23 protein-coding genes and 2 pseudogenes are annotated in these 24,343 nt (G+C 58.2%); 15 read left to right on the forward strand and 10 right to left on the reverse strand.

Annotated elements, in window-relative coordinates; genetic code table 11:
• Window positions 1-239: 239 nt before the first annotated feature.
• The gene (locus D8676_RS18415; protein ID WP_121582560.1) at window positions 240-1,166 is read right to left on the reverse strand and encodes a manganese catalase family protein; all 927 of its coding nucleotides are present in this window, start codon (window positions 1,164-1,166) and stop codon (window positions 240-242) included.
• 194 nt (window positions 1,167-1,360) lie between these two features.
• Between D8676_RS18415 and D8676_RS18420 the strand changes: the two genes are divergently transcribed.
• Window positions 1,361-2,536 (forward strand): zinc-dependent alcohol dehydrogenase, encoded by a 1,176-nt coding sequence (locus D8676_RS18420; protein ID WP_121582561.1) that lies wholly within the window; start codon window positions 1,361-1,363, stop codon window positions 2,534-2,536.
• Window positions 2,537-2,550: 14 nt separating this feature from the next.
• Window positions 2,551-3,338 (forward strand): annotated as a pseudogene (locus D8676_RS18425) (SDR family NAD(P)-dependent oxidoreductase).
• A 122-nt stretch (window positions 3,339-3,460) separates the two neighbouring features.
• On the opposite strand, the pseudogene D8676_RS27935 reads toward D8676_RS18425, so the two are convergent.
• From D8676_RS27935 to D8676_RS18450, 5 genes and pseudogenes are all read right to left on the reverse strand, one after another.
• A pseudogene (locus D8676_RS27935) lies at window positions 3,461-3,577 on the reverse strand (DUF6766 family protein); the annotation flags it as partial.
• A gap of 212 nt (window positions 3,578-3,789) precedes the next feature.
• Complete coding sequence (locus D8676_RS18430) at window positions 3,790-4,293, reverse strand: DUF4142 domain-containing protein (protein ID WP_121582562.1); 504 nt, start codon at window positions 4,291-4,293, stop codon at window positions 3,790-3,792.
• Between the two features lie 1,175 nt (window positions 4,294-5,468).
• Window positions 5,469-6,245: a Crp/Fnr family transcriptional regulator gene (locus D8676_RS18440; protein ID WP_121582564.1), complete on the reverse strand. Its 777-nt coding sequence runs from the start codon at window positions 6,243-6,245 to the stop codon at window positions 5,469-5,471.
• Between the two features lie 234 nt (window positions 6,246-6,479).
• Complete coding sequence (locus D8676_RS18445) at window positions 6,480-6,755, reverse strand: DUF892 family protein (RefSeq protein WP_245426888.1); 276 nt, start codon at window positions 6,753-6,755, stop codon at window positions 6,480-6,482.
• A 59-nt stretch (window positions 6,756-6,814) separates the two neighbouring features.
• The gene (locus D8676_RS18450; RefSeq protein WP_348629022.1) at window positions 6,815-7,501 is read right to left on the reverse strand and encodes a sigma-70 family RNA polymerase sigma factor; all 687 of its coding nucleotides are present in this window, start codon (window positions 7,499-7,501) and stop codon (window positions 6,815-6,817) included.
• 479 nt (window positions 7,502-7,980) lie between these two features.
• Between D8676_RS18450 and D8676_RS18455 the strand changes: the two genes are divergently transcribed.
• The 9 genes from D8676_RS18455 (at window position 7,981) to D8676_RS27385 (ending at window position 15,445) form a co-directional block, all read left to right on the forward strand.
• Window positions 7,981-9,033 carry a glycosyltransferase family 1 protein gene (locus D8676_RS18455; protein ID WP_245426890.1) on the forward strand — a complete coding sequence of 351 codons (1,053 nt, stop codon included), beginning with the start codon at window positions 7,981-7,983 and terminating at the stop codon, window positions 9,031-9,033.
• Complete coding sequence (gene glf, locus D8676_RS18460; RefSeq protein ID WP_121582566.1) at window positions 9,018-10,148, forward strand: UDP-galactopyranose mutase; 1,131 nt, start codon at window positions 9,018-9,020, stop codon at window positions 10,146-10,148. The genes D8676_RS18455 and glf overlap by 16 nt, the downstream gene beginning before the upstream one ends.
• Complete coding sequence (locus tag D8676_RS18465) at window positions 10,145-11,863, forward strand: glycoside hydrolase (protein ID WP_183097149.1); 1,719 nt, start codon at window positions 10,145-10,147, stop codon at window positions 11,861-11,863. Before glf ends, D8676_RS18465 begins: the two co-directional genes overlap by 4 nt.
• A 357-nt stretch (window positions 11,864-12,220) precedes the next feature.
• Entirely contained in the window at window positions 12,221-12,934 is a 714-nt protein-coding gene (locus D8676_RS18470) for a hypothetical protein (protein ID WP_183097150.1), read from the forward strand.
• Between the two features lie 35 nt (window positions 12,935-12,969).
• Complete coding sequence (locus tag D8676_RS27065; protein WP_147448219.1) at window positions 12,970-13,308, forward strand: hypothetical protein; 339 nt, start codon at window positions 12,970-12,972, stop codon at window positions 13,306-13,308.
• 631 nt (window positions 13,309-13,939) lie between these two features.
• The gene (locus D8676_RS18475; protein ID WP_147448220.1) at window positions 13,940-14,719 is read left to right on the forward strand and encodes a hypothetical protein; all 780 of its coding nucleotides are present in this window, start codon (window positions 13,940-13,942) and stop codon (window positions 14,717-14,719) included.
• Window positions 14,716-14,838 (forward strand): hypothetical protein, encoded by a 123-nt coding sequence (locus D8676_RS27855; protein WP_281034288.1) that lies wholly within the window; start codon window positions 14,716-14,718, stop codon window positions 14,836-14,838. The genes D8676_RS18475 and D8676_RS27855 overlap by 4 nt, the downstream gene beginning before the upstream one ends.
• A gap of 26 nt (window positions 14,839-14,864) precedes the next feature.
• Complete coding sequence (locus tag D8676_RS18480) at window positions 14,865-15,158, forward strand: hypothetical protein (protein ID WP_121582568.1); 294 nt, start codon at window positions 14,865-14,867, stop codon at window positions 15,156-15,158.
• A gap of 128 nt (window positions 15,159-15,286) precedes the next feature.
• On the forward strand, window positions 15,287-15,445 hold the full coding sequence (locus tag D8676_RS27385; protein ID WP_183097151.1) for a hypothetical protein: 159 nt from the start codon (window positions 15,287-15,289) through the stop codon (window positions 15,443-15,445).
• Window positions 15,446-15,950: 505 nt separating this feature from the next.
• On the opposite strand, the gene D8676_RS18485 is transcribed toward D8676_RS27385, so the two are convergent.
• Both D8676_RS18485 and D8676_RS18490 read right to left on the reverse strand, forming a co-directional pair.
• Window positions 15,951-16,670, reverse strand: a complete 720-nt coding sequence (locus D8676_RS18485; RefSeq protein WP_121582569.1) for a DUF5681 domain-containing protein — start codon at window positions 16,668-16,670, stop codon at window positions 15,951-15,953.
• Window positions 16,670-17,974, reverse strand: a complete 1,305-nt coding sequence (locus tag D8676_RS18490; RefSeq protein ID WP_121582570.1) for a DNA methyltransferase — start codon at window positions 17,972-17,974, stop codon at window positions 16,670-16,672. The genes D8676_RS18485 and D8676_RS18490 overlap by 1 nt, the downstream gene beginning before the upstream one ends.
• Before the next feature lie 154 nt (window positions 17,975-18,128).
• Here D8676_RS18490 and D8676_RS18495 point away from each other — a divergent pair, with 154 nt between their 5' ends.
• Window positions 18,129-18,464: a helix-turn-helix domain-containing protein gene (locus tag D8676_RS18495; protein WP_121582571.1), complete on the forward strand. Its 336-nt coding sequence runs from the start codon at window positions 18,129-18,131 to the stop codon at window positions 18,462-18,464.
• Window positions 18,451-19,272, forward strand: coding sequence for an ImmA/IrrE family metallo-endopeptidase (locus D8676_RS18500; RefSeq protein WP_121582572.1), 822 nt, complete (start codon window positions 18,451-18,453; stop codon window positions 19,270-19,272). Before D8676_RS18495 ends, D8676_RS18500 begins: the two co-directional genes overlap by 14 nt.
• Before the next feature lie 471 nt (window positions 19,273-19,743).
• Here D8676_RS18500 and D8676_RS27690 read toward each other — a convergent pair whose 3' ends face one another.
• Entirely contained in the window at window positions 19,744-20,754 is a 1,011-nt protein-coding gene (locus tag D8676_RS27690; protein ID WP_147448221.1) for a hypothetical protein, read from the reverse strand.
• Window positions 20,717-21,694, reverse strand: a complete 978-nt coding sequence (locus D8676_RS27695; RefSeq protein WP_245426892.1) for a LysR substrate-binding domain-containing protein — start codon at window positions 21,692-21,694, stop codon at window positions 20,717-20,719. The genes D8676_RS27690 and D8676_RS27695 overlap by 38 nt, the downstream gene beginning before the upstream one ends.
• A 403-nt stretch (window positions 21,695-22,097) precedes the next feature.
• Between D8676_RS27695 and D8676_RS18515 the strand changes: the two genes are divergently transcribed.
• Entirely contained in the window at window positions 22,098-22,799 is a 702-nt protein-coding gene (locus D8676_RS18515) for a cyclase family protein (protein WP_121582575.1), read from the forward strand.
• Window positions 22,800-22,846: 47 nt separating this feature from the next.
• Complete coding sequence (locus D8676_RS18520; RefSeq protein WP_121582576.1) at window positions 22,847-24,256, forward strand: amidase family protein; 1,410 nt, start codon at window positions 22,847-22,849, stop codon at window positions 24,254-24,256.
• Window positions 24,257-24,343: the final 87 nt, after the last annotated feature.

Here is a 24,343-nt window from a genome sequence, read left to right on the forward strand (position 1 = left end):
GTCACTACCTACGTGCAGTAGAGGGTCTGTGGCGGCAGGGAGATGCGTCAAGCTCCGAAGACATCCTCGTTTTCGAGGTGATGACCGACAGGCTCGATCGGGAATAACGGGAAGGCCGTCGTATGAGAGACAGTTCCCTCAAGAACGGGTTTTCATCCGCTACTTCAACATAACGCGCATATGATGCGACGGCGCCTGCAAGGCGGCGGTCGCCATCGTACAAAGCGTCAAAGAGATAGCTAGCGAGACGCCTTATAAAGTTTGCTCGCGATCTCAAACATCTCCTCAGGAGCATAATCAGGCGTGAACGCGGACGGCTCACCAACCAGCTCCTGTATCTTGCCACCGTCTGGCATGCCTTCGACAACCTCGAGCTCGCCGGGGGGATCATCTGGAAGGGCCACTTCTCCATTCCCCCAGACCGAAGCAATCTCTGCATAGTCTTGCGGACTGAATGTGTAGAGGCGACGGTGCGAACCTTCTTCCAGATATTTCTGGCATTCGGGTATGTTGCGCAAGGGAATGTTTGGCGTAGGCAGCATCTTCTCGATTTCCACGCCAGTGATTTTCTTCAGGGCGAGCGCGTAAGCGTGGGCATGGACAGAGCCGCGCACCAAGAGGTATCCACACACTTCGCGGCCGGTCGGGTCAGAGACGGTTTCGTACACGCGGAGTTTGTGCAGTCGGGCGCCGCACTCCAGGTGGAAGTTGTGGAGGAGGTCGAAGATGACGTTGCCGGTCGTCGTGATGAAATCCTTGTTCCAACTCAACCCATTCCCGTCAACCGGAACAGCGCCTCCGGCATGCGACAAAAATGCTGACGCAAGCCGAGCGTCTTTCATAGTTTCGTATGGTGCCCCACTGATGTCGGCTGGATCTTCCTGATCCCGGCCTGGAATATCTGGACCGTTATTCAACATAGCGACCGCATTGCTAACCAGTTCGACATGGCCGAGTTCTTCCGCGGTAATTGCGGCGACTAGGCTGTAGAAGGGCCGGAGCTTGCTCTTCGAGCGGAAGTTGAAGCTCTGGAAAAGGTAGTTACCCAAGGTGGACATTTCGCCATATTTGCCACCCAGTAGCTCCTGCACGGCAGCGGCTGCGTTTGGGTCCTGCGTTGCAGGCGGTGGTAGTTCAATTTGCAACTTGTCGACGCGTAAAAACATAGCTGATTCCTCCACAAGACGTGCGCCGAACACCAGGGAGATTTGATTGTTCCCGAGCGCGATCGAACATTTCTAACAATGTAATTTCGCGCCTTGCCGGTAGCTGCCGGTCATTGGTTGCAACGACGCCGACAAACAAACTCTGGAACAAACGCCTCGCAGGGTGGTTGGCGCCTCAAATCACCGAGGCTCAGATGCGCGCACTTACATGGCATGGCAAACACGACATCCGCTGCGAAAGCGTTCCCGATCCAAAGCTGGAAGCCCCCACCGACGCAATCATCAAGATAACATCCTGTGCGATTTGTGGGTCGGATCTGCATATCTATAACGGGGTCATTCCGGATATGGAGAGCGGAGACGTCCTTGGCCATGAGAATATGGGCGAGGTCGTCGAGGTCGGCTCCGAAGTCACAAATTTGAAGATCGGCGACCGCGTGGTCGTGCCGTTCACCATTGCCTGTGGCGAATGCTTCTTCTGCAAGCGCGGCTTCTACTCAGGCTGCGAGCGATCCAATCCCGCAAAGAGCAAGAAGAAAGCCGAGACGATGTGGGGGCATTCGCCCGCCGGTCTGTTTGGCTATTCGCATCTGCTCGGCGGCTTTCCAGGCGGTCAGGCCGAATATCTCCGGGTCCCTTTCGCGGATGTCGGGCCTATCAAAGTTGACTCGGGTTTGACCGACGAGCAGGTCCTTTTCCTCTCCGACATTTTCCCGACGGGTTACATGGCCGCTGAATTCTGCAACATCCAGCAAGGCGACACCATTGCGATATGGGGATGCGGGCCTGTCGGCCAGATGGCCATCCGCAGTGCATTCCTGCTAGGGGCGGAGCGGGTCATTGCGATCGATACAGTTCCTGAGCGGCTTGCACTCGCACGTAATGCCGGCGCGATCACGATCGATTTTCTCGACGAGGATGTCTACGACCGAATCCAGGAACTTACCAAGGGCCGCGGCGCCGACGCCTGCATAGACGCAGTCGGCACGGAACCGCTGGCCAACTCCAGTTTCTATGCGATGGTGGACCGCGTAAAGGTCGCGACATTCATGGGCACCGATCGTCCCCATGTGCTGCGGCAGGCGATTCACTGCACACGCAACTTCGGCACGGTCTCAGTCGTGGGCGTCTACGGAGGCTTTTTAGACAAGATCCCTTTCGGGTCCGCGATCAATCGCGGCCTAACCTTCCGAATGGGTCAGACGCCCGTACAACGTTATTTGCCCAAGCTGCTAGAGCTGGTCGAAGACGGCGACATCGATCCGTCGTTTGTCATTACTCACCAGGCCTCGCTCGAAGAAGGGCCGGATCTCTACAAGACGTTTAACGATAAGAAGGATGGCTGCATCAAGGTCGTCCTCAAGCCCTAGCGGTGGAGATTCCAATGTCAGACACGCCACGCCCTCTTGCGATCGTGACCGGTGCCTCCAGTGGTATCGGGCTCGGCTCGCTAAGCTTGCCGCACGGAACGGCTACGACCTTGTCATCGCGGCTGACGAGCCCGAAATACAGGCGTCGGCCCACACGCTCGAAGCCATGGGGGCGAGCGTGGTGGCGGTGGAAGCCGATCTCGCGACGCTTGAAGCGTCGACAAGCTGTACGACGCAACACCCGGTCGAGCGATCGAACTTTTGATAGCGAATGCCGGGCGTGGCCTACGGCACGGGTTTCTCGATGAAGACTTCGATAAGGCCAGGCATGTCATCGATACAAACATCGTTGGTACCGTCTACCTTGTGCAAAAGGTCGGGCGTGACATGCGTGCTGCCGAGAAGAGGAAAATACTACTGACGGGCTCAATCGCTGGTTTCATGCCGGGGACGTTTCAAGCGGTCTACAATGGCACCAAAGCCTTCGTGAACAGCTTCGAATTTGCGCTCCGCAATGAACTCAAAGACACAGAAGTCACGGTGACCTGTTTGATGCCGGCCGCCACCGAAACCCGCTTTTTCGAGCGCGCCGAGATGTTGGACACCAAGGTCGGCCAGCAAGAGAAAGATGATCCATCGGATGTGGCGAAGTCCGGATGGGACGCCATGATGCGGGGGGGGGGATGGCGACATTGTCAGCGGCCTGAAAACAAGATTCAGTCGGCCGTGGCAAACATCACTCCCGCCGGCATGCTCGCCGAACAACACCGCAAAATGGCAACCTGGCTCGGCGAAGCGCTGAGCCCCCATCGAACACGCGCTCTCCGCGAGGGATGCATGAAAAAACTTACCGGCAGCTGCTCGTGCGGCGGGATCAAGCTTCGAGTCCTCGCATCTACAACGTCCCACGGGCCATGCTTACCTCTATTCGCTCCCTGTCTTCTCATTAGGTGCCGCAACTGGCTTAGATTCGGGCGAGCCCTTGGGCCAGAGAAAGATAGAAAGAACGACAAGTACGGCCGTTGAGAGAATTGTGGCCTCCCCATAGCTCGTTGTTGTGGGACGCGTGTCCCGAAATGACCATGCCGCCGATGCTGATGAGAAAGATCAGCGTGAGAACGACCGTGAAACCGTTATCTCTCAGAAGTCTGCTCAGCGCCGCCAGCCGTCGAGCACTTCAGCGAGAGTGACGGCTTCCATTTGTTCGCTGAAGCGGCTCGAGTAGAGCGTCATCACCGCCCCTGCTACCTGCGTTACTTAGCCGTAGCGAGCTGCTGAACGTCTTTCAGATGAGACTGTAACGTAGGGAGCGTCTTCGCCGCGAATTCCTTCAGCGCTCCTGGGGCGCCATTCGTCGAATAGGTAGTAAACAGAGCTACCGCCTCCTCGTGCGCGGCATACTGTTCGGCAAGATAGGACTGATCGAAAGCGCTGCCTGTGGAACCGGCCAGGTTGTCGAGATCTGCCTTGTGCTTGTCATCCAAAGCAGTCGGTACCTTCACGCCTTCGGCGTCGGCCGCCACTTTCAATTCGTCCGCGGCCTTCGAGTGGTCATTGATCATGTGCTGAGCGAAATCCTTCGTCGGCTGCCCGCTCGCCTTGTCCAAAGCGACCTTGCTGGAAGCGATTTCAAACATGTTCGTAACCGTCGCCATGTTCACGAATTCCTGCGGCGTAGTGACCGCATTGGCGTCCTGGGCAAGTGCGGAGGCGGAAAACGCGGCGGCAGCAATTGAAGCTGCAAAAAAAACCTTCATGATTTTGCTCCTTGGTTGGGAGCTCCCAACCGGCAGAAGGAGGCGTTGTTCCGAGCTAAACAAAAATCCCGCGCGCTGCCCAGCAGCGGACAACTCAAGATCCCGGCCGCTTAACCGGGTGATTCCGAGCTTTGTGGTCGAAACAGATGGCTGAGAGGCAGCCGGAATTCGTGGGGCGGGGCAACAATCGACGGTATCACCCCGGCATGGTACCGCGCGCGTTCTCTTCTCCAAGCACCCTGGTCACTCTGTTGCGGCCGATGATTGTATACCGCCAGTGATCGCGTCCAGATCAGATCAGCTATGCAGCTTTTCATCCCAATATCTGCAGAGAAACCGGCGTCACCGAGCAGCAAGCGCATGCGCTGATCCGTGATCTCGCGTTTGAATTGAATTCGCTCCTCCGCGAAGCCCGAGAGCTGAGGAAAGGCGCAGGGATGTCTGATGAGCGTCCAAAGACTGGCAAGAACTGACCTGCGACCGTAGCCGGGCGGCAGCGGCAAACGGTGGCCGCGCGGATAGGGGCGTTGTCCCTCGAGCGATCAGTTTGGAACCAATAGCGAGGCCGAAGTTGCAGATGCCTCGCAGAGAATTTCGTGGATGCCTCGCTACTTTTTCGATATCGAAGATAATGGCAAATTGACCGTTGATGAGGTGGGACTGGAATTGCTTACCGAACAAGCGGTTCGAGATGAAGCCATTCGAGCCCTTCCATCGATCGCGCAAGAAGAGCTGCGGACGGACCTCAACATGTGTTTTGTGTTAAGGTTCGGGATGACACAGGGTCATACATATTTCAAGCTTCGCTGGAGCTCAAATCGGGTTGGCTGAAGGGTCTTCCGAGCACAGACATCTCTACGGGCGGGTACTCGCAAGGCCGGAAACCGATCTAAGCCCAACCGTGCAGACGGACGCCTCGAGAGCTGTCACGGTGGTATGGCAAGCTCATTCACCATAATATCGCAAGTGATCTCCGCTACCGGCCAGCTATGCGTTCTGATGGTGATCCGCAACTGCCGGTCTTCAAATTCACCCACCACCTCTGCGCCGTAACCGACCAATGCGAGGGCAGCTTCATGTTTTGCATGTGCAAGGGACTCCAGGCTAAGCCCAATGTCGTCCCGAGAAGGCGGTAAGTGGGAATCGTGAAAGTCAAAGAAAAATCGGGGCATGTGTCAGGCACCACCTTTGGGCGCCAAACTTTTTAGGTGTCCATCTGTTCCTATCGTCAAGGCCTCTTCTGGCAAGTGCAAATAGGCCGGGTTAAAGTCGGCCATCGACAACAGCTCTTCCCAACGGTGAATAATGACCTGTCCCTGATCATAGGAGATTGCGTTGGTAGCCCGTAAGGACTGCAAGCTTCGATTAACGTGAACGGTGGACATGCCGGTAATGTCGGCCAGATCTGTTTGGGTAAGCGGAAGCGGAAAATGGGCCCTTGCCTTCCGCTGGTTGGCGTTGGTTCGGATCATCATCTCACAGAAGAAATGGGCCAGCCGAGCCAGTGCCGACCTATGCCCGATGTTCACCACGCTTTCGCGGTATACGGCTGCCTCTATCAGTGTGCCTTTCCACAGGCCGTGCAGGAGCCGGGGATATTCCCGGCACAGCGTTCGGAGTTGATCGTGTTCGACAAAGGCAAGTACACAATTGGTTATGGCACGCACGTCGCAATCCATTTCCGGAAGGTGCAGGCTCATCAGGTCGGGCATGTCGCCAGGGACATGTAGAGCGGTGATCGCCCGGGCGCCTTCCCCAGTGTTTTTGGAGGTCGCGACAAAGCCCTCCAGGATGATGAAACTGCTTGAAGGCCAGTCGCCTTCCCGAACGATGTCGGCCTTGGCTGGCTGGCGGCTGATGCGAAAGGGCAGTGCCTGCACAGCAGTCCGCTCCTTATCAGTCAACTCAACTAGCAGATCGAGCTTGGAAAGCATGCGCTCTGAGGCGATCATTCTCCACTCCTCGCGTGAGGTGGAAAGAGGTACAGGCCTCCCAGTGTCCAGATCCTCGATGCGCTATCGCTGGGCCCGCACGATAACAAGTATGACCGTTACTCGGTTCCGTCGGACCGCTCATTGCCTCGCAACAGCCACCCGACATGGCTGGCCAAAATGTCGGGCCGCGCTTCTAGGTCAATATGGGATGTAAGCAAAAGCCGTGAGCCTCCGCCGGGATCGTGTCGGCATCTAGATTTTTGCCGACACCCGGGCGTCACGCAGTTGGGCAAACTGCAGCGTTACGTCCGGCAGGTTGTCCTGTAGCCACTTAGCCATTGCTTCTTCCTCAGCGAGATTCTGCTTCAGGATGTCGACGGCCTGTGAGAACCCACCCGCCTCGGCGAGGACGATGAGGGAGTTGTAGGCGGCAATTTCGTAATTTTCGAATGCGAAGTTTGCCAGGCTGTTCTTGAGGATTTCATCGCCTGCTACTGAATGACCAGGAGCCGCCAGCGCGACAAACAATTCTAACTCGCAGCGCGGCGACAAATTTTCTCGAACTCAAGTTCGAGTGCGCACGACGACTAGGCGAGCAGTTCTGCGACAGTACCCCCCCCTAATTCGAAGAGCAGGGCGGCCCGGGCACGATTAAGACGGCTTTTAATTGTTCCCACTGCGCATTCGCATATTGTAGCTGCCTCCTCGTAACCTGTTCCAAGAATTGCGACGAGGACGAGAACCTCGCGCTGATCTTGAGGCAGGCGGAGCATTGCAGCCTCCACCTCGTACACGGCTTGGCTCCACTCCTGGGCAGGATTGCTCTTTCCTTCAAGTGAGACGCAGTCGGCGTCCCCAGGGCGCTCTCGATTATATTTTTTTACCTTGGTGAGGAAGGTGTTGCGCATAATAGTGAAGAGCCAGGACTTAAGTCGGGTACCGGGCGCAAACAGTGATATGTTGTCGATCGCCTTGGTCAAAGTCTCTTGGACGAGATCGTCGGCGTCGTACGAATCCCTGTAGAAGGTTCGTGCAAAAGCGCGCAGCGCCGGGATCAAGTCCACAATCATGGCGTTGGTATTGGCTGGGACAGGTGGGACTGAGTTCGACAGCTCCAACCTAGAGCGTTGGCTCGTTGCAAACGATTTGGCGCAATTCTCCTGCATGAAGTAAAAAACGGCTTCCCGGCCGCTCTCACCAACCGAGACCTGCCATTCATCTGCTACGCTAAAAATAGACACAGTTGATGGAGCTTGGGCGAGGTGTCTCCCCATAGTTGTTCTCCCTGAATTTCAGCGCGAAGAATTTCTTCTGATCGGTCTATGCCGCAGATTTTTCCGGGCCGCCTGAGTTTTTCACTTTAGCTCCGCAAACTAGGCCTGCAATGACATATGTTAGCGGCGCAATTTATTTCCGTGAGCGCCGTTCTAAATGCGGTTGAGAAAGCGCTTCGACCATGCCTTTCTGCCTGAATTCCTTCTGCACATTTACGTTCAGGCGCCGTCGCTGCTAGCCGGGAACAATGTTGGATTCCGCTTGTTAGCAGCCCGGCCATTGAGGCCCATCCAGCCCATTCACGTTCCATGATGGGGAGATCTAACTCGCGAGTACAATGATGAACCAGCGTCCCTCGTCTATTGAATTTCTCTCTGCTGGGAATAGAAATCTACTGATTTGTTTCTCCCACTTGCGGTGGAATTTCGTCTTTCAGCGCCCTCAACACTTACTCACAAAAGCATCTGCGGAGTATAGAGTGATCTACTTAGAAGAACCCGCCTTCGAAGCGGTTGATGATCCGCACGTACGGATAAATGTGCCGGCACCGGGTCTGAGCGTGGTTACACCTGTCTTGCCGCCCGGAATCGACGACACGACCAACGTCGCGATGCAACGCAGCCTTCTCGACCAGTTGCTGCTACATGATCAGCATTCGAAGCTAGTCACGTGGTACTACACGCCGATGGCGCTGCCCTTCAGCGCCCACCTGCGCCCAGACATTTGCATCTATGACTGCATGGATGAATTGTCGGGCTTTAAGGATCCGCCGGCCCGTCTCATAGAGTACGAAAAGCAACTCTTCGCGACCGCCGATCTTGTGTTTACCGGAGGCGACAGCCTCTATCAGGCGAAGCGAACCCAGCATCCGTACGTTTATGCCTTCCCGAGCAGCATCGATGCCGAACATTTCGGCAAGGCGCGCCGGCACCTCGAAGACCCTGCCGGTCAACACCTGATTCCACACCCGCGCATTGGCTTTTTCGGCGTCATCGATGAACGGATGGACCTGGGGTTGGTCGCAAGTACGGCGACGAGCATGCCGGACTGCCAGTTTGTGATGCTTGGCCCGGTGGTGAAGATCGATCCTGCTACTCTTCCGCGTGCGGCCAACCTGCACTGGCTGGGCAGCAAGTCCTATGACGAACTTCCCTCCTACCTGAGGCACTGGTCGGCTGGATGGATGCCGTTTGCACTGAACGAATCGACCCGATTCATAAGTCCCACCAAAACGCCAGAATTTCTCGCCGCCGGGCTGCCGGTAGTTTCGACGGCAATCGCCGATGTGGTCCGACCCTATGGCGTCATGGGGCTCGTTGGGATCGCGAGTTCGGACAACATCGTCCAGGAGCTGCGGAAGGCGCTCGCCAGGAAAGGCGATGCAACCTGGCTCGGCAAAGTGGATGCGTTTTTGGCCGGAAAATCCTGGGACAAAACATGGAGCTCGATGTTGGCGCACATCTCGTCGATCAAGGCCGGCAATGACATCGTCCTCATGCAAAAGGAGCCTAAGTCATGTTTGATTGGCTGATCGTAGGCGCTGGCTTCGCTGGCAGTGTTCTGGCCGAGCGAATTGCAACGCAGCGGGGAGAATCCGTTCTGATCATCGACCGGCGTAGCCACATCGGAGGGAACGCTTACGACTGCTATGACGACGCCGGTATTTTGGTCCACCGATATGGTCCGCACATATTCCACACCAACGCGCAATCGATCGTCGACTACCTGTCGCAGTTTACAGCTTGGCGCCCCTACGAGCACAGAGTCCTCTCAGCAGTGGACGACAAACTTCTGCCGATCCCGATCAACCTCGATACGATCAACAAGCTTTACGATCTCGACCTGACTTCAGAGCAACTGGAAGAGTTCTTCGCGTCTAAACGAGAAATCGTGGATGAGGTGCGCACATCCGAGGACGTCGTCGTCAGTACAATCGGCCGAGAACTCTACGAAAAATTTTTCCGCGGCTATACGAGGAAGCAGTGGGGCGTCGAGCCGTCCGAACTCAGTAAGTCCGTAACCGCGAGAGTACCAACCCGCACCAACCGGGACGACCGTTATTTCAGTGATAGCTTTCAGTGCATGCCTGCGCACGGCTACACCAGAATGTTCGAGCGCATGCTAACCCATCCGAGGATAAAGGTACTCCTTCAGACGGACTACCGTGAAATTCGTCATCTCATCCCGCATCGGCAACTGATCTTCACAGGGCCAATAGACGAATTCTTCGACTGGAAACTCGGGCGGTTGCCCTACCGATCGCTCGACTTCAAGCACGTCACGCTCGATAGAGAGCAGTTCCAACCGGTCGCCGTCGTCAACTACCCGCAGACCGAACAGTACACGCGTATCACCGAATATAAGCATTTGACCGGTCAGCGTCACAGCCAGACAAGCCTGACCTACGAATACCCGACTGATACGGGCGATCCTTACTACCCCGTTCCTCGACCGGAGAATGAAGCGCTGTACAAGAGATATCTGGCGTTGGCGGACGCCCAGTCAGACACCTGGTTCGTCGGTCGCCTGGCGACATATCGCTATTACAACATGGACCAGGTGGTAGGTCAGGCTTTGGCTACATTCGCACGAATCCAGACGCGAGACACCCAACCGGCCGCCGCCTTTGTCGAGGCGGCGCAGTGAGCAAAATCAACCGCCTTGAAATCTGGGGCGGTCTCGAGTGTTCCAGAGTCCGGATCGGCGATGACATTCGTGATCAGATTGTCGACACCGGACACAGAAACCGCCCCCAAGACCTTCAGCTGATAGCTTCGCTGGGGATTAAGACGCTCCGCTACCCGGTTCTGTGGGAGACAGTGTCCAGTGCACCGGGCGGGCAAGACTTTAGTTGGCACGATTACCAACTCGGGCGTTTGCGCGCAGCGGGGATTTCTCCAATTGTCGGGCTGGTGCATCATGGTTCGGGGCCGGGTCATTGCGATATACTCGATCCGGCCTTCCCGGCATCGCTCGCAAGACACGCCCGGGACGTAGCCCTGCGATATCCTTGGTTGGAACGCTTTACGCCCATTAATGAGCCAATGACCACCGCGAGACTGTGCGGACTCTACGGGCACTGGTACCCGCATGGCCGCGACGAAGCCACCTGCTTCCGAATAGTGGTGTCGGAGTGTCGCGCGATTTCGGCGTGCATGAAGGAGTTGCGGCGAGTTTCCCCGACAGCGAAGCTCATCCAAACCGAGGACATCGGCCGAGTGTTTGCGACGGAATCGCTTCAGTATCAGGCTGATTACGAGAATGAACGCCGTTGGCTTGCCCTCGATCTGCTCGCCGGGCGTGTGAGCAACGGCCACCCATTTCATCGCCGATTGCTGGACCACGGGGTCGACGAAGGTCATCTGGAAGAACTTGCCGATCATCCCTGTATTCCAGACATCATCGGCATCGATCACTACCTGACGAGCGACCGTTTCCTGGACGAACGCATAGAGCGCCATCCGGGCGATGTACCGGGCGGGAATGGCCGAGATAGTTACGTGGACATAGCTGCCGCACGCGCCGGCGTGCCAGAATGTGAGAGTGGCTTCTTGCCTCGAATTTGCGAAGCCTGGGAGAGATACGGATTACCGCTTGCCCTTACCGAGGTGCACAACGGATGTACCCGGGAAGAGCAGCTGCGGTGGCTGATGGACGGCTGGAATGCGGCTAATGCAGCACGAAACCTGAGCGTTGACGTGCGCGCCGTAGCGGTCTGGTCGTTATTTGGGTCGACGGATTGGAATTCGCTTTTGACTCGCCGCGACGGCTTTTATGAACCTGGAGCATTTGACATACGATTCGATCCGCCGAGACCGACGGTTATCGCATCCGCGGCTCTAGCGTTGGCGCGGTCGGGCAGTTTTGATCACCCGGCGCTTGCCCGCAGCGGCTGGTGGAGGCCTGATAACAGGTACGGTCGTCCCCAGCCGATCGAAGTGTCCAGCTCAGGAGGGCTGGAAGATGTTCTCAAGGAGTGCTGCGCCCTTCGGCGGCTCGACATGGCGGAAGCTACATCACCCGCAGGGGAGCCATACGCGACGATCCAAGCTCACGGTGGCTCCGCGCTCCATAGGGAATACGAAGGCGAGCCGCGGCAGTTGACGCTGACATGCCACTATAAGGCGCTTGCACAGGATTCGCTCGTGGTCCAATTCGACCACAGCATCGCCGCCGCTGAAGCTATCCACGCCTTCCTGGATCTGGTTATCGACGGAACCTGCGGCTGGTTCAGGGTTGCGAGGGCAGGACAGAGCCAACAACTGGCGTTTGAACGTGTTGCTACCTCACCGCCCGTCGATGCCGAAGTGGAACTCTACACGCGACTGGAGCGTCCGTTCGACGTGTCAACCGCCGCATGAAGGGGCGATGCTGCGGCGTCTTAGAATTTAGTGTTGATCGGCGCCACCGTTAGATTGCCTGCTTTTTGAATCACATGCAATGTGATCGAATGCCCGGGTGACCGCAGGTCAAATTGCGATGAAAATTTCGTTCGAGAGCAACGTCTTCCTCTGTTCCAGCCGGCTGCGCTGGACGATCTGAAGGACCCGTGCCCGGTTTTCGACGGGAAACTTTGGCACATATTCGGGTCAGGGGGCACGGTAACCACGGAAACGTGGGGCATTTTCCATGCCACGGCACCCAGCTTGAACGGGCCTTGGACCGAACACGATATCATTTCGCTTGGCATCAGCGGGTCGGGGGTGGCGGCGCCGGGCGTGACATACGATGCCGGCGTGTTTCATATGTTTATCCAGACGGAGTTCAGGTTCTCCGGCGGGCGCTGTGAGCACGCAGTCTCGAACGACGGTTTCACTTGGGTGGTGCTTAACCCAGCGATCTTGTCGATTCCGGATACGGACGAAGACGGGCTGTACGATCCACATCCTGCGGTGGTCAACGGCGCACGCTATATCGTGTATTCGGGCATGCCGACATTCTCCCGCGTCCCGCAACCAGATATCTATCTCGCCCAAAGCAGCACCAACACTTGGTTTGGGCCTTGGGTCCGAGTCGGTAAAATTATGGACCACCAGGACCTTCCCCACCACAATTCTCGGGAACATCCAGACTACGAATGCGGCATCGAGGGCGCGCAGTTGGTTGAGCTTCCTGACGGTCGGGTTCTGCTCAACGCGACCTGTTTCCTCCCCGAGGGCGAACGTGGAAATCGTCAGCGCGTCTTCTTTGCGATCGCTGACAAAGTCGAAGGGCCATATAAAACACTGGGGCCGGTGCTGACCCCTGGCGAGCCAGGTGAGAATGGTCACTCCACGGTTCTGATAGATAACCAGGAATTGATGCTCGTATATCAAAGCCGTGTTCGCACCACGAACCATCGCTGGCGATTTGGCATAGCCAAATGCAGCCTCGGCGAGATGCAGGAAAAACTGACGCGGCCAGAGCCGATCCGAAGGAACAAACGCTCTTGATGCAGGTTGGGGATCCGCCTTCACGGATTGCCTAGATGCTCGCAGCTAACAACAACCTCGACAGCAAGACCCTTACGTTAGCAGTCTGGCGTATGGTGCGGGCGGGTCTGTCAGAGCAGATGATCCGCGCACATCTCCGTCTCACGGAGACGGATCTTGCCACCATCAAAACGCAATTGGCCGGCCAGACTTGCGCACAATTCCACCTCCATTCCGCTAACTTGGGCAGCACCCAGTGGCAAGCGCGTTCATGTCATCTCGAACCAGTTTGCTTATTAGCCCGTGACAATTGCGGGAAGCAGGGCGACAACGAAAATCGCGATAACGAAAATTGTTGCAGCGATGGTGATCGCATTTTCCAGTTTAACCACTGAACTACTTTCCGAGAGCTAGTCGCGTTAAGCGAACAGCGTAATGGTTACGATTGCTATCAACGCCAGGAGAAGCAGGCAGACCGGCATAATTCTGGATTGCATACCAAACTCTCCTTTGGCGACCGAACCTCCAGCAAATCATCTTGTTCCGCGTTATCTTGGCTTCGAGGGACGGGCAAACGGTGACCGTGGCTGCCTAAGCGCTACGCCGCGGTGTTCCAAAAATGGCCGAGTGGCGGCGTTACTTATCGCTGCCCAAAAGCTTGGGCCATGCCCGACAAGAATGCGAAATCCTAAGATCGATCGAAGCACAGCGGCCAAGGGACCAGCATTAGCTCGCGCTTTACAAATGCAATCGTGATGCATGCAAGCGCGGTACTAATTCTGGCGGCCGTAATCACTTGGCTGCATTTAGCGCAGCGGCGCCAACTCCGTCGCATTAAAAAACCCTCCAAGATTGTGTCGGCATTGGTTAGAGGTGCGGGAACGGGGACGGCGCACGTTGGACAGATAACTCGGTTATTTAACAAATGGCTGAGTAAGAAGGATCCGTAGAGGACCGCCATGCTTGCTGGCGGCCTCAGCATCGCAGTATTTGGACGACAGTGCCGGCCATCGACGATAACGTCCGGTGATCCTGTGGGGAAGCAAGCACGCCGCCAAGTTATGTTACATTGATTTCGGAATGGGTGCAGACTGCTCGATGCATCGATTCACGCGCTGGCCTCACCCCTTGCGGCTTTCTGATATGGCCTTCACAATGCGCATAACTTTCTCGCGATCCCTACCAAAGTTTTCGATAAGCAACCAAATTTCCTTCCGGCTTAAGCCAGCGGTCGTCCTGTCCTCGGTCGGGGCGCAGCATGCCACCGGGACCGGGGTGATCGCGACCCTTCACCGGATGGAAGCCCTACTGTCCGATGTGTCTCAGGCCACCGCCTTCCTGCGCCCCGGCTATTATGTAGAGACTTGGAGCGAGGTTGTGGGGGCTGTCCTGGCCGACGCCGTTCTGCCGACCTTCACCGAACCCGACCTCAAGATGCCGATGGTCAGCACGATCGACGTCGGTCGAACCGCTGCCTCCCTTCTGTCCGAGACATGGAGCGGACAGCGCATCGTGGAGCTTGGCGGACCGGCGGACTGGAGCGCGCGCGACGTGGCGGATGCCTTTGCGACCGTCCTCGGCCGCCCGATCCAGCCCGTCTTCGTGCCCGAGGCCGATCGCCCGTCGGTCTATGCGCAGGCTGGTGTGCCTCCAGAGGTCGCGGACGCGCTTCTCGGCATGTACGATGGTCTGGCCACGGGCCGCATAGCGCGCGAGGGCGGCCGGGAAGACCGTCGAGGAACGACCCCACTTGTCAAGGCAGTCGCCCGGATCGTTGCCGACGCCAAAGCGGGGAATGCAATATGAGCAAGGTCTTCATTGAGGTCAGCCTCTCACTGGACGGGATCATTGCGGGTCCGAACGTCTCTGCTCAGGTTCCGATGGGCGACCATGGCCACAAGCTTACGAATGGCATGCTGGCGTAAGGCCGATCAGGCGCCAAGCCGCCGCCATGTTCGAAGGGACCGGTGCGGTCCTGATCGGCCCTCGCACGTTTGATGTGGCAATCGACGTCTGGGGCGAAGATGGCGCCTTCGGGCTCCCTTGCGTGGTCGTGACTCATCGGGAGGCCGCGCCGGTTCACCGGACGAAGACCAGCTTCGAGTTCGTGACCGGCGGGATTCTCCCTGCCATAGCGAGAGCTCGCAAGCTGGCCGGCGAACAGGACGTCTGCATCATGGGCGGTGCAACCCTTGCCCTGCAGTATTTGGCAGCCACCTCGTCGATGAACTGCGGGTGCATCTGATCCCGATCGTCCTCGGCCGAGGCGAACGGTTCTTCGACGGATATTGCAAGTTCTGGCCCTGACGCCATCGGCAGCGACGTTCAACCCCAATGCGACCCACCTGCGCTGGCAGGTGAAGCGGCCCTGGAATGAAACTGACAGGACCACAGAATGACACTCCCCTGACCGATCTTCTCCTTGCCTCCTCGGTGGTCACAACCCTTGACGGAACGCTGGGGGTTCCCGGCAGCGGCAAGCTGGTTCGCGCGCTTCTGTCGCTGGATCTGGTCGACAGATCGACCTGGTGATCTATCCGGTTATCGTCGGACAGGGACAGCGCCTATTCCCGCAGGACGGAGCGGACCTCGCGCTGGACCTGCTCGGCTCCCGGACGAGCCCCGCAGGCCTGACGATGCAGAGCTACCGGCCGAAGGGCCGCCGGACTATCAGTGAGCCACCCTGAGCACGGACGAAATATCGGAGGTTGGTCTGGGCAAGGCCTGATTGCAACTTGCGAGGAAGCCACAACGTTGCTCGCCCACGTCAACCAGAGTCTCCAGCCCGGAAGCGACTGGTGCCTCTCTACACTTCGCCATGTTCCGATGGATCACGTGAGCCTGGAGGCCGGCACGCGGCCCGGTTGCCGCCGCGTTAGGCAACTGGGCGGGTTCGGGTGGCGACGCCAGCGCCTCAAGCGACGGTACGAGGACATTGGCCAAAGGTCGGCTCTCTCGCTTTATCGGCCACAACCGGACAGTCAGCTGTCGGCCCCCTTCCGGTCAAACATTCTCCTTGCGCCAAGCCCAATGAACTTCAATCGGGTATCACCCGCTTCACCAGATCAAGCATCTTTTTCGTGTGCTCGATGTCGGCGAGAATCTGCTCTCGGTATTGGGGCTCGTCGATGAGGAGCTGTTCGAGTTCCTCCAGTTCAGCCGTGAATTCGACCTTGCCTTTGGCAAAAAGATCGTAGCGTGCCTTCTCTTCCTTGGTTGCCGGGCCTTTGATCGATATCTCACCTGTCCGGACATTGATGACGACATGGTCGGGATGGGGCAAAGGCTCTTCGCCGCCTGTAATGCCAAGCCGTTCCCGCCGCGCAAGCTCGCGTTCCCATTCGATCTTGTAGTTGATGGCGACATCAAGGAACTCGTCATGCAGACGCTTGTTCTCGCGCTCCGTGGTGAAGAGAAGCTCGGTGAACAGGCGTTGAGCTCGCTGATTGCCCTTGACTGCATTGACGGCGAGTGAGCGAATAACCGCTTGCGCCATCGGCACGCTGATCTGCCCGGCACCCTCGTTGACTTTGATGGTGCGATAGGCCTCTTGCAGCAGGATAGACTTCATGCGCTCTTCGTTGAGCGCCGGCGGCTTGGGCTTGTTGGTGCGGCCTTTTGGCCGTCCCCGAGGATTGCCCGACTGACCAGGTTTAAAGCGGGTCGTTGCCGGCGGCTTGCGATATCCGACTTCGTAACTCGGGCCGGCCGGGCCAACTGTGAGCGCCTTGCGCCGCTTCTCGTCGTCGGAGGCCATCAGGCTGCCACCCTGATTTCGGGCGGCCGATTGGCATCGATGCCGCAGGCCACAAGTTCTGCCTCATCCTTGGCATAGGCTTCCCAGCGCCTGATAATCCTATCGCAGTAGATCGGATCGAGTTCGCAGAGATATCCGCGGCGGCCGGTCTTGTGCGCGGCAATCAATGTGGAGCCGGAACCGCCGAAGAGATCGAGCACAATTCCGCCGCGGGCCGACACGTCCTTGATGGCGTCGGCGATCATCTGCACTGGCTTCACTGTCGGATGCAGAGACAGTTCATCCATCCTGCCGGCCTTCAGCGTATTCACGCCGCGGTACTGCCAGACATTGGTGCGATAGCGTCCGTGCTGGCCGAGCTCGAATGTGTTTATGTGCGGGGCGGTGCCGTTCTTGAAAGCGAAGATCAGTTCATGGCGGGAACGGTAGAAGCTTCCCATACCGCCATTGTCCTTCGCCCAGACAATGAGATTCTTCAGCTCGGCATAGACGCCATCGGCCGCAGCGAGCATCTCGGACATGTGCCGCCAGTCCATGCAGATGAAGTGGATGGAGCCGTCGACGCTAAATCGGACGAGGTTTTCGAAGCTGGTGCGCAGAAAGGCGGTGAACTCGACCACCGACATCTCGCCCGACGCCATTGCGAACTCGCGGTGCTTTACTGCACCGGAGTTGCCGACATGGCCGTCGATCCGGACGTTGTAGGGCGGGTCCGCAAAGACCATTTGCGCCAGCTCGCCGTTCATCAGGGAGGCGACAACCTCCCTGTCGAGTGCTGAGCCACACACCAGCTTGTGCGGTCCAAGCTGCCAGATGTCGCCCGGTCGGCAGCGTCGAGTTCCGTCCTCGATGTCGGGAACGATGTCGTCATCGGGATCGCTGGGTTCTTCCGGAATCAATCCCTCGACCAGGCTGTCGATCTCGGAGATCGAAAAGCCGGTCAGTTCGACGTTGAAGTCGATCTCCAGCAGGCCTCTCAACTCCTCGGCCAGGATCTCGTCGTCCCAGCCGGCGTTCAGCGCCAGCTTGTTGTCGGCAATCACATAAGCTCGCTTCTGTTCCGGCGTCATGTGCTCGAGCCGGACGCAGGGCACCTCGGTCATGCCCAGAAGCTTTGCAGCTTCCACCCGGCCGTGCCCGGCGAGGATCGTATTGGCGTTGTCGATGAGAATTGGGTTGGTAAACCCAAAGCTGCGGATCGAGTCCGCAATCTGCTTCACCTGCTTTTTGGAGTGGGTGCGAGCATTCTTCGCCCAAGGGCGCAGTTGCGCGCCGGAGAGCATTTCGATGTGAAGGTCGGCCATGCGAATCCCTTTCGGCAGAATCAGGGCACCTGTCGTCTTAGTAAGATCATAATAACGACCGGGCGGCAATACCTGCGTACACGATCGTCAGATCACGTTGACGAAATCGATGAGCCCTTCTATGTTGTTCGCGCTACCACCCAGGAGGAAGGCAATGGGCTTTGGAGCTCGCATCGCAGCACTCAGGCGCGACGCCAAGCAGTCGCTACAGCATGTCGCCGATGCAGTCGGCGTGACGAAGACCCATATTTGGGAACTTGAGAAAGGCCGCACTGCCAACCCATCGCTTCTTGTCATCAAGGGCTTGGCGGATCACTTCGCGGTTTCGGTCACTTCGCTTGTCGAAGAGGATATCGATGCGCTGGATGCCGACCAGCGTATCGCCAGCATGTTCAGGTTGGCGAAAGAGATTGATGCAGACGACCTCGGGCACATTGAGGACATGATCCAGTCCTTCATAAACCGGAAGAAGGGTCGTGCCGCTTCCTGATCTCGACCGCATGGCGGTCGATGACGTAGCCCTTTCGGTTGACCGAATTGCATCGGAAATGCACCGGCAGCTCGGTAACATTGCGGCGCCGGTCCCTGTCGATCAGATCGCTCTTCGCCTCGGCATCGATGAGATCAGGGAAAGGCCGCTTCGCGAATTCGAGGCTGTGCTAGTGACGGACCCGGAACGCAGCAGTGGCTCCATTCTTCTCAACAGTCGGTCATCCCCATATCGCCGGCGTTATTCGCTCGCGCATGAACTCGGTCATTTCCTGTGCGGCTGGCACAAGCAGACTTCCAGAAAAGGCTTTGTGTGCAACAAAAGAGACATGGCCATTCCCTCGGGCAATGACGTTCACGTTCGCCAGGAAACGGAGGCCAATCAGTTCGCGATCGAACTACTGGCTCCCAAAAGACTGATCTCTCGGTACCTGAACCGTTTGCCTGACCTCGAACATGTGCTGGCAATGCACGCCGCACTTGAGATAAGCAAAACTGCTGCCGCCAGGCGATATGTGAATTCGCACCGTGAACGGCTGGCGGTCATTTTTGGTTATGAAGGCTGCTACCAATACGCAGATCGCGGCATTGGCTTTCCCTACATCGGCCTCCACAAAGGTGATCCGCTACCCCCATTGCCCAATGTCGGCCGAGACAGCAGCATCTCGGACGTCGAGGAGGCCGATCCGCTCGATTGGCCCGGTCTGCAGCGGGCGAAAGTCTTGGCCATTCAGGTGATGCGACAGGAGAATGGGCACTCCATCATCTTGTTGCAAATTGAAGCGGACGATCCGAACGACGACGATTGAACTTTCGAGGCGCTCCCTTCCCTGCTGAGCTCAAAACTCTTCCCTGATCTTTGTGTGAAACTCCTGAAAGTCCGTATTAAATTCCCTGTTCCACGGACCAGGGAATTTACTGCCAAGCCATTGCGCTTACGCAATAATTCGGCGCGAGATTCCGTCGAATGTGGCCAAAACTGCAGAAATTCCCTGTATTTTCCCTGTATTTAGGGAATTTGGATCCGAGACTTGTTATCGGTGGACTGCCTCCTTCACCAGTCAGTCCGGCAATTTTTCAGTCTCGCGCCCAGTACGGGAAACACGACGTCATTTCCGCGACTTAGCACCGTATAACGGAGAACTGTTGGGATAGAGACGCGGTGAGACGCCGGGATTTCGGCGTATTCGCCGGATCGTCTCTAGGGGCGGGGTAGCGTGTCCAATAGATTTCAGCAGCGATGGTCGTGAAGTGCCATTCTAGGACTGTTCAAGCGCGCTTTAAATGCCGAACTGCTGGAGCTGGTACGTCCAGAGGTGGGGCAGGTCTTCGCGCATCAAGGCGCGGGCTGTGAGTTCGACCGGCTGGCGACCCCGCAGAATTGCGTCGGTAATCTTAGGCGCCAGGAAGGCGAGCGGGAGAATGCGGCTGACGTCGGCAACATGGACGGCCGTTTCGTTCGCCACTTCGGCGATGGTTCTGGCTGGGCCGTCGGTCAGCATGCCAAGCATGACATGAGCCTTGGCCAGCGCTTCAACGAGACCATCATCGGGTTTCCTGCTTGGCGATTGGCCTTCCAGAACAAGCTTTGCCTCGGCACCCCTGCGTCTCAGCGTCATCGGCACTGAGATGGTGACTGGGTCGACTTCGGGCTGTCCGGCATCATCAGACCCCGTATTGCCTGCCTCGCCAATCGCGGCACGGGGATCGACTTCGAAGACCATTTGGCCGGGCTTCACGTGGATGGCACGGACGAGACGCCTCAATGACTTAGCTTGCTCAGGGGATGAGGTCTGGAGTGCATCGCGGAACGCCTCTGCCCTGGCGATGGCGGTATGCACCAGTATTGCAGGCACCATCATGCCGGCCCACTTGGACAGCCTGACGTCATCCCGAAGCATCGTGTCGAGTTGATGCAGGACCGTCCGCTCCAGCTCGTCGGCCGGCAAGCGCCAACCGGAAGGATCGCTTCGGGTCGTAGTCTCGAGCCGGTTGGAGATGTAGTAGCGGTAGCGCTTGCCGTCCTTGACCGTGAACACCGGGCTCAGCCGATCGCCGGTGTCGTCGAACAGGAAGCCAGTGAGCAGATGCCCGTGCCGGACGTTGGAGCCGTTCCTGCGGTTTGGGGCCTGGCCCTTCAGCGCCCTTACCGGGCCGCGTCTCGGCGGGCTTCTCCTTAACCTGGGCTGTGGCCGCACGAAGCATCCTGCGCGTGTCAGGTGATAGGCCGCCGAGCCTGCTGGCGCCTCCAACTCAGAAATCAAGGTTGGCGCGCCACCGTTTTTCTTCAACCATCGAACGTATCGTCTCAGCCAGGAGCTGAACGATCGCCTGGCTGCAATGCGTATTGGCCGTTCGTTTGGACAGCACCACCGACAGGCGCCAGTTGGGCGTCGGATTGACGAGCGGTATCGCCCGGAACTCGCCAGACGATATCATGTGGGACATGCCGAAACTCGGGAATACCGTGACGTAGCCGGCCTTCACCAGCTCGATGATGCTCTGCAGGCTGTCGCAGTCGATGGTGACACCGATCTCCATGTCGAGCCGCGTCGCTATGCGTTCAAGCACATGGCGGAGCGTGTTAGGCAGGCCGGGGAGAACGAGTGGCATGTCGGCAAGCGATGCAAACTGGACCTGATCGAGGCGTGCATATTCGGAATCCGCCGCGGCGATCACCATGAGGTCCTCGACCATCATCTCGGTCCAGGCGACATTCTCATAGGCCTTGTGATTGTACAGTAGCGCGATGTCGAGTTTGCCTGACTCGATCCACTCATCGAGGCTGCCTGTCATCGCCTCGACGATGTGCAGCTTGATCCCTGGATAGGCGGCAGCGACGGCCCTGGTCAGCGGCAGGGAGAGGCCGCGGCAGGCGGAGGTGGGGAGCCCGACCGTCACGCGGCCGGTGGGATTGGAAGAGGTCGACGAAAGGACTTCGCGGATCTGGTCCATCTCGCGCAGGACCTTGCGGGCATGTTCTACAAACACCTTGCCGTCTTCCGTTGGCGAAACGCCGCGCGCATGGCGGACGAGCAGCTTGACGCCGAGTTCCTCCTCCACGGTTCGCAGCTGAAGGCTCAGCGAAGGCTGCGCCACACGCAGCAGTTCGGCCGCCTTGGACACGCTTCCGGAATCCACGATCTGCACGACATAGCGAAGCTGCTTGATGTCCATGGTCAGCGAGCGTGCCTTGCGATGAGCGGCGTTATAATGGGGGCGCTGATCCATTGGTCAATCTTATAATCGCATGACTATGGCTCGCGACATCTGTCGAAAACGAGCCATATCTGGGCGTCGTGACCTTATTTTACTGCAGTTTTCACCGGATAAGACATATAATTTTCGTTATATATCCTATTGGAATAAAGTCTTTGATCGTCGAGAAAAATAACCCCCTAATCCTGGCGCAGCGTCAGAAAACAAAAGCAACGACGCGCTTGGAGGAGACGTTGATGACATGGTCGTCAAATCCCGACCGGGATGAGTTCCGCGGCTGACCCGCTGGGTCGCGGATAACAAGCTGACAATTTTTCGACCGAAGCGCCGCGGTCAGCGGCTGCGCCGTTATTGCGGCTGCGCAGCCGAACGCTGGCGTCGTCCAGGGACAGCCATCGAACAGAAAGGATGCAGCATGGCCAAGAAGATTGTGGATCTGAGCCTGACGATCGAGGACAACATGCCGGCGCACAAGCTGTTCCAGCGCCCCGTCCTCGCGCCTCACATGACGCATGAGGGTTCGAAGTCCTTCGGGCTCGGCGTTGAAGGCGATGCCATGACGTTCCAGACGAACTTCATCGCGATGCTCGATCACGTCGGCACGCACGTCGATGCGTTTCGCCATGTGAATCCGAAGGGTGCGCCGGTCGATGAGATGCCTCTCGACATGTTCATGGGCCCGGCGGTCTGCTTCGATCTGCAGCATATCCCCGATCTCGGCGACATCACTGCAGAGGATATGGAACAGGCCGAGAAAAAGGCCGGCGTGAAAGTGAACGGCCACATCGTGCTTCTCTGCACGGGCTTCCACAAGCGCAACTATCCTTCGCTGGACTCGGTCTGGAAGAATCCGCTGCTGACGGTGGAGGCGACCCGCTGGCTGCATGAGCGTGGATCACGCATGCACGGTGTCGAGGGTCCGTCGACCGACAAGCCTACGGATAACATCTTCGCCCAGCACAGGCTGTGCCGCGACCTCGGCATCAGTCATTGGGAGTGGCTGGTCAACCTCGAGGCGCTGCTCGGCAAGGGCGAGTTTCAGTTCTTCGGCGTGCCGCTGAAATTCAAAGGCGGCTCCGGTTCTCCAGTCCGCGCCTTCGCGCTGCTCGATGGCTAGCTAGAAGCCAAGCAACCAGCCGGCGGAAGGTGGGAGGACCAGAGGCCATGTCTGCGGAATTCGACTATCTCAGCGCATTCGAATTGCGCCGGCTGATCGCCCGCCGGGAGATTTCGCCAGTCGAACTCACCCGCCGAGCGCTGGACAAGGCGGAGAGGACGCAAGCGACGCTGAACTGTTTCTTCGTCCTCCTGCCCGAAGCCGCGATGGCGGCGGCGAAGGCCGCCGAAGACGCGGTGATGAAAGACGGGACCCTTGGCCTGCTGCACGGCATACCGTTCTCGGCCAAGGATCTGATCGCCGTCGGCGGCGTGCGCTATGCGTCAGGCTCGCGCGCCATGGCCGACAACGTGGCCACCGTCGATGCGCCTTCCGTCGAACGGGCGAAGAAGGCTGGCGCGATCCTGATCGGAAAGACGACCACCAGCGAGTTCGGCGCCAAGCCCGTCGGCGACAATCTCCTGACCGGCGTCACCCGCCATCCCTGGGATCAGTCGAAGACGCCCGGTGGATCGAGCGCGGGTGCGGCTGCATCCGTCGCTGCCGGCATCACGCCCTTCGCATTGGGGACCGACGGCGGCGGGTCGATCCGAATTCCTTGCTCGTTCACGGGGCTTGCGGGATTGAAGGGGCATTTCGGGCGAGTTCCCGTCTGGCCGACCTCGGCCACGCCAACGCTTGCCCATGTCGGACCGATGGCGCGCAATTTCGAGGATGTCGCGCTGCTCTTCACTGCGGTCGCGGGATATGACGAACGCGATCCGTTCAGCGTGGCTGGGCCGGTGCCCGATGTTCTCTCGGCCTGCAAGGCTTCTCCGGCCGGCCTGCGGATCGCCTGGAGCCCAACGCTCGGATATGCGCGTCCGGATCCGAAAGTGGTCGCGGTCTGCGAGGCGGCGGCGATGCGCTTCGAGGAACTGGGCTGCCAAGTCGAGCGGGTCGACGAGGTGTTCTCCAGTGACCCGGCAGATCTCTGGATCGCCGAATTCTATGCCGGGATCGGTACGCGGCTGAGGCAAGTCATCGAGAACGACCGCGATCTGCTCGATCCCGCCGTAGCCGAAGTGCTCACGGCTGCGCTTGGGCAGGAGATGCGCGACTACTACGCCAAGGTGTTCGAGCGCTATGCGCTGCGCGACAAGGTGAGAACGTTCTTCGAGAGCTTCGACCTGCTCCTGTCGCCGGTCCTTCCCGTGTCCGCGCTCGAGGCGCAGCAGGACATACCGCAGCACCTCGCCGACCGAAATCTGGTCTCCTGGGTGTTCTACACCTACCCGTTCAACCTGACCGGGCAGCCCGCCGCCTCCGTCTGCGCCGGCTTCGACGAGGCGGGCATGCCGATCGGCCTGCAGGTCGTGGGACGAGCGCTGGGAGAATACGACGTCGTCCGGGCCGCGGCCGCCTTCGAGCGAACCTGCGCACCGCACTACAACATCCGCAAGTTCACGGAGGCATGAACCCATAGTTCAACCCACCGGCGGTCGCGAAGACCCCGGTGACGCCGCACTCTACTCAAGCATGCATCGAACGCTACCAAGGGGAGA

This window comes from Mesorhizobium sp. YM1C-6-2 (assembly GCF_003666685.1).
GTDB lineage: Bacteria > Pseudomonadota > Alphaproteobacteria > Rhizobiales > Rhizobiaceae > Mesorhizobium_K.

Excerpts from the sequence above, each read along its gene's own strand:
- D8676_RS18450 (WP_348629022.1), bottom strand. The coding sequence starts at position 7,501 with ATGGGGAGACACCTCGCCCAAGCTCCATCAACTGTGTCTATTTTTAGC.
- D8676_RS27855 (WP_281034288.1), top strand. The coding sequence starts at position 14,716 with ATGAGCAAGGTCTTCATTGAGGTCAGCCTCTCACTGGACGGGATCATT.
- glf (WP_121582566.1), top strand. The coding sequence starts at position 9,018 with ATGTTTGATTGGCTGATCGTAGGCGCTGGCTTCGCTGGCAGTGTTCTG.
- D8676_RS18495 (WP_121582571.1), top strand. The coding sequence starts at position 18,129 with ATGGGCTTTGGAGCTCGCATCGCAGCACTCAGGCGCGACGCCAAGCAG.
- D8676_RS18420 (WP_121582561.1), top strand. The coding sequence starts at position 1,361 with ATGCGCGCACTTACATGGCATGGCAAACACGACATCCGCTGCGAAAGC.
- D8676_RS18485 (WP_121582569.1), bottom strand. The coding sequence starts at position 16,670 with ATGGCCTCCGACGACGAGAAGCGGCGCAAGGCGCTCACAGTTGGCCCG.
- D8676_RS18430 (WP_121582562.1), bottom strand. The coding sequence starts at position 4,293 with ATGAAGGTTTTTTTTGCAGCTTCAATTGCTGCCGCCGCGTTTTCCGCC.
- D8676_RS18520 (WP_121582576.1), top strand. The coding sequence starts at position 22,847 with ATGTCTGCGGAATTCGACTATCTCAGCGCATTCGAATTGCGCCGGCTG.
- D8676_RS18415 (WP_121582560.1), bottom strand. The coding sequence starts at position 1,166 with ATGTTTTTACGCGTCGACAAGTTGCAAATTGAACTACCACCGCCTGCA.
- D8676_RS18515 (WP_121582575.1), top strand. The coding sequence starts at position 22,098 with ATGGCCAAGAAGATTGTGGATCTGAGCCTGACGATCGAGGACAACATG.
- D8676_RS18490 (WP_121582570.1), bottom strand. The coding sequence starts at position 17,974 with ATGGCCGACCTTCACATCGAAATGCTCTCCGGCGCGCAACTGCGCCCT.
- D8676_RS18440 (WP_121582564.1), bottom strand. The coding sequence starts at position 6,245 with ATGATCGCCTCAGAGCGCATGCTTTCCAAGCTCGATCTGCTAGTTGAG.
- D8676_RS27695 (WP_245426892.1), bottom strand. The coding sequence starts at position 21,694 with ATGGATCAGCGCCCCCATTATAACGCCGCTCATCGCAAGGCACGCTCG.
- D8676_RS27065 (WP_147448219.1), top strand. The coding sequence starts at position 12,970 with ATGCTCGCAGCTAACAACAACCTCGACAGCAAGACCCTTACGTTAGCA.
- D8676_RS18480 (WP_121582568.1), top strand. The coding sequence starts at position 14,865 with ATGTTCGAAGGGACCGGTGCGGTCCTGATCGGCCCTCGCACGTTTGAT.
- D8676_RS27385 (WP_183097151.1), top strand. The coding sequence starts at position 15,287 with ATGAAACTGACAGGACCACAGAATGACACTCCCCTGACCGATCTTCTC.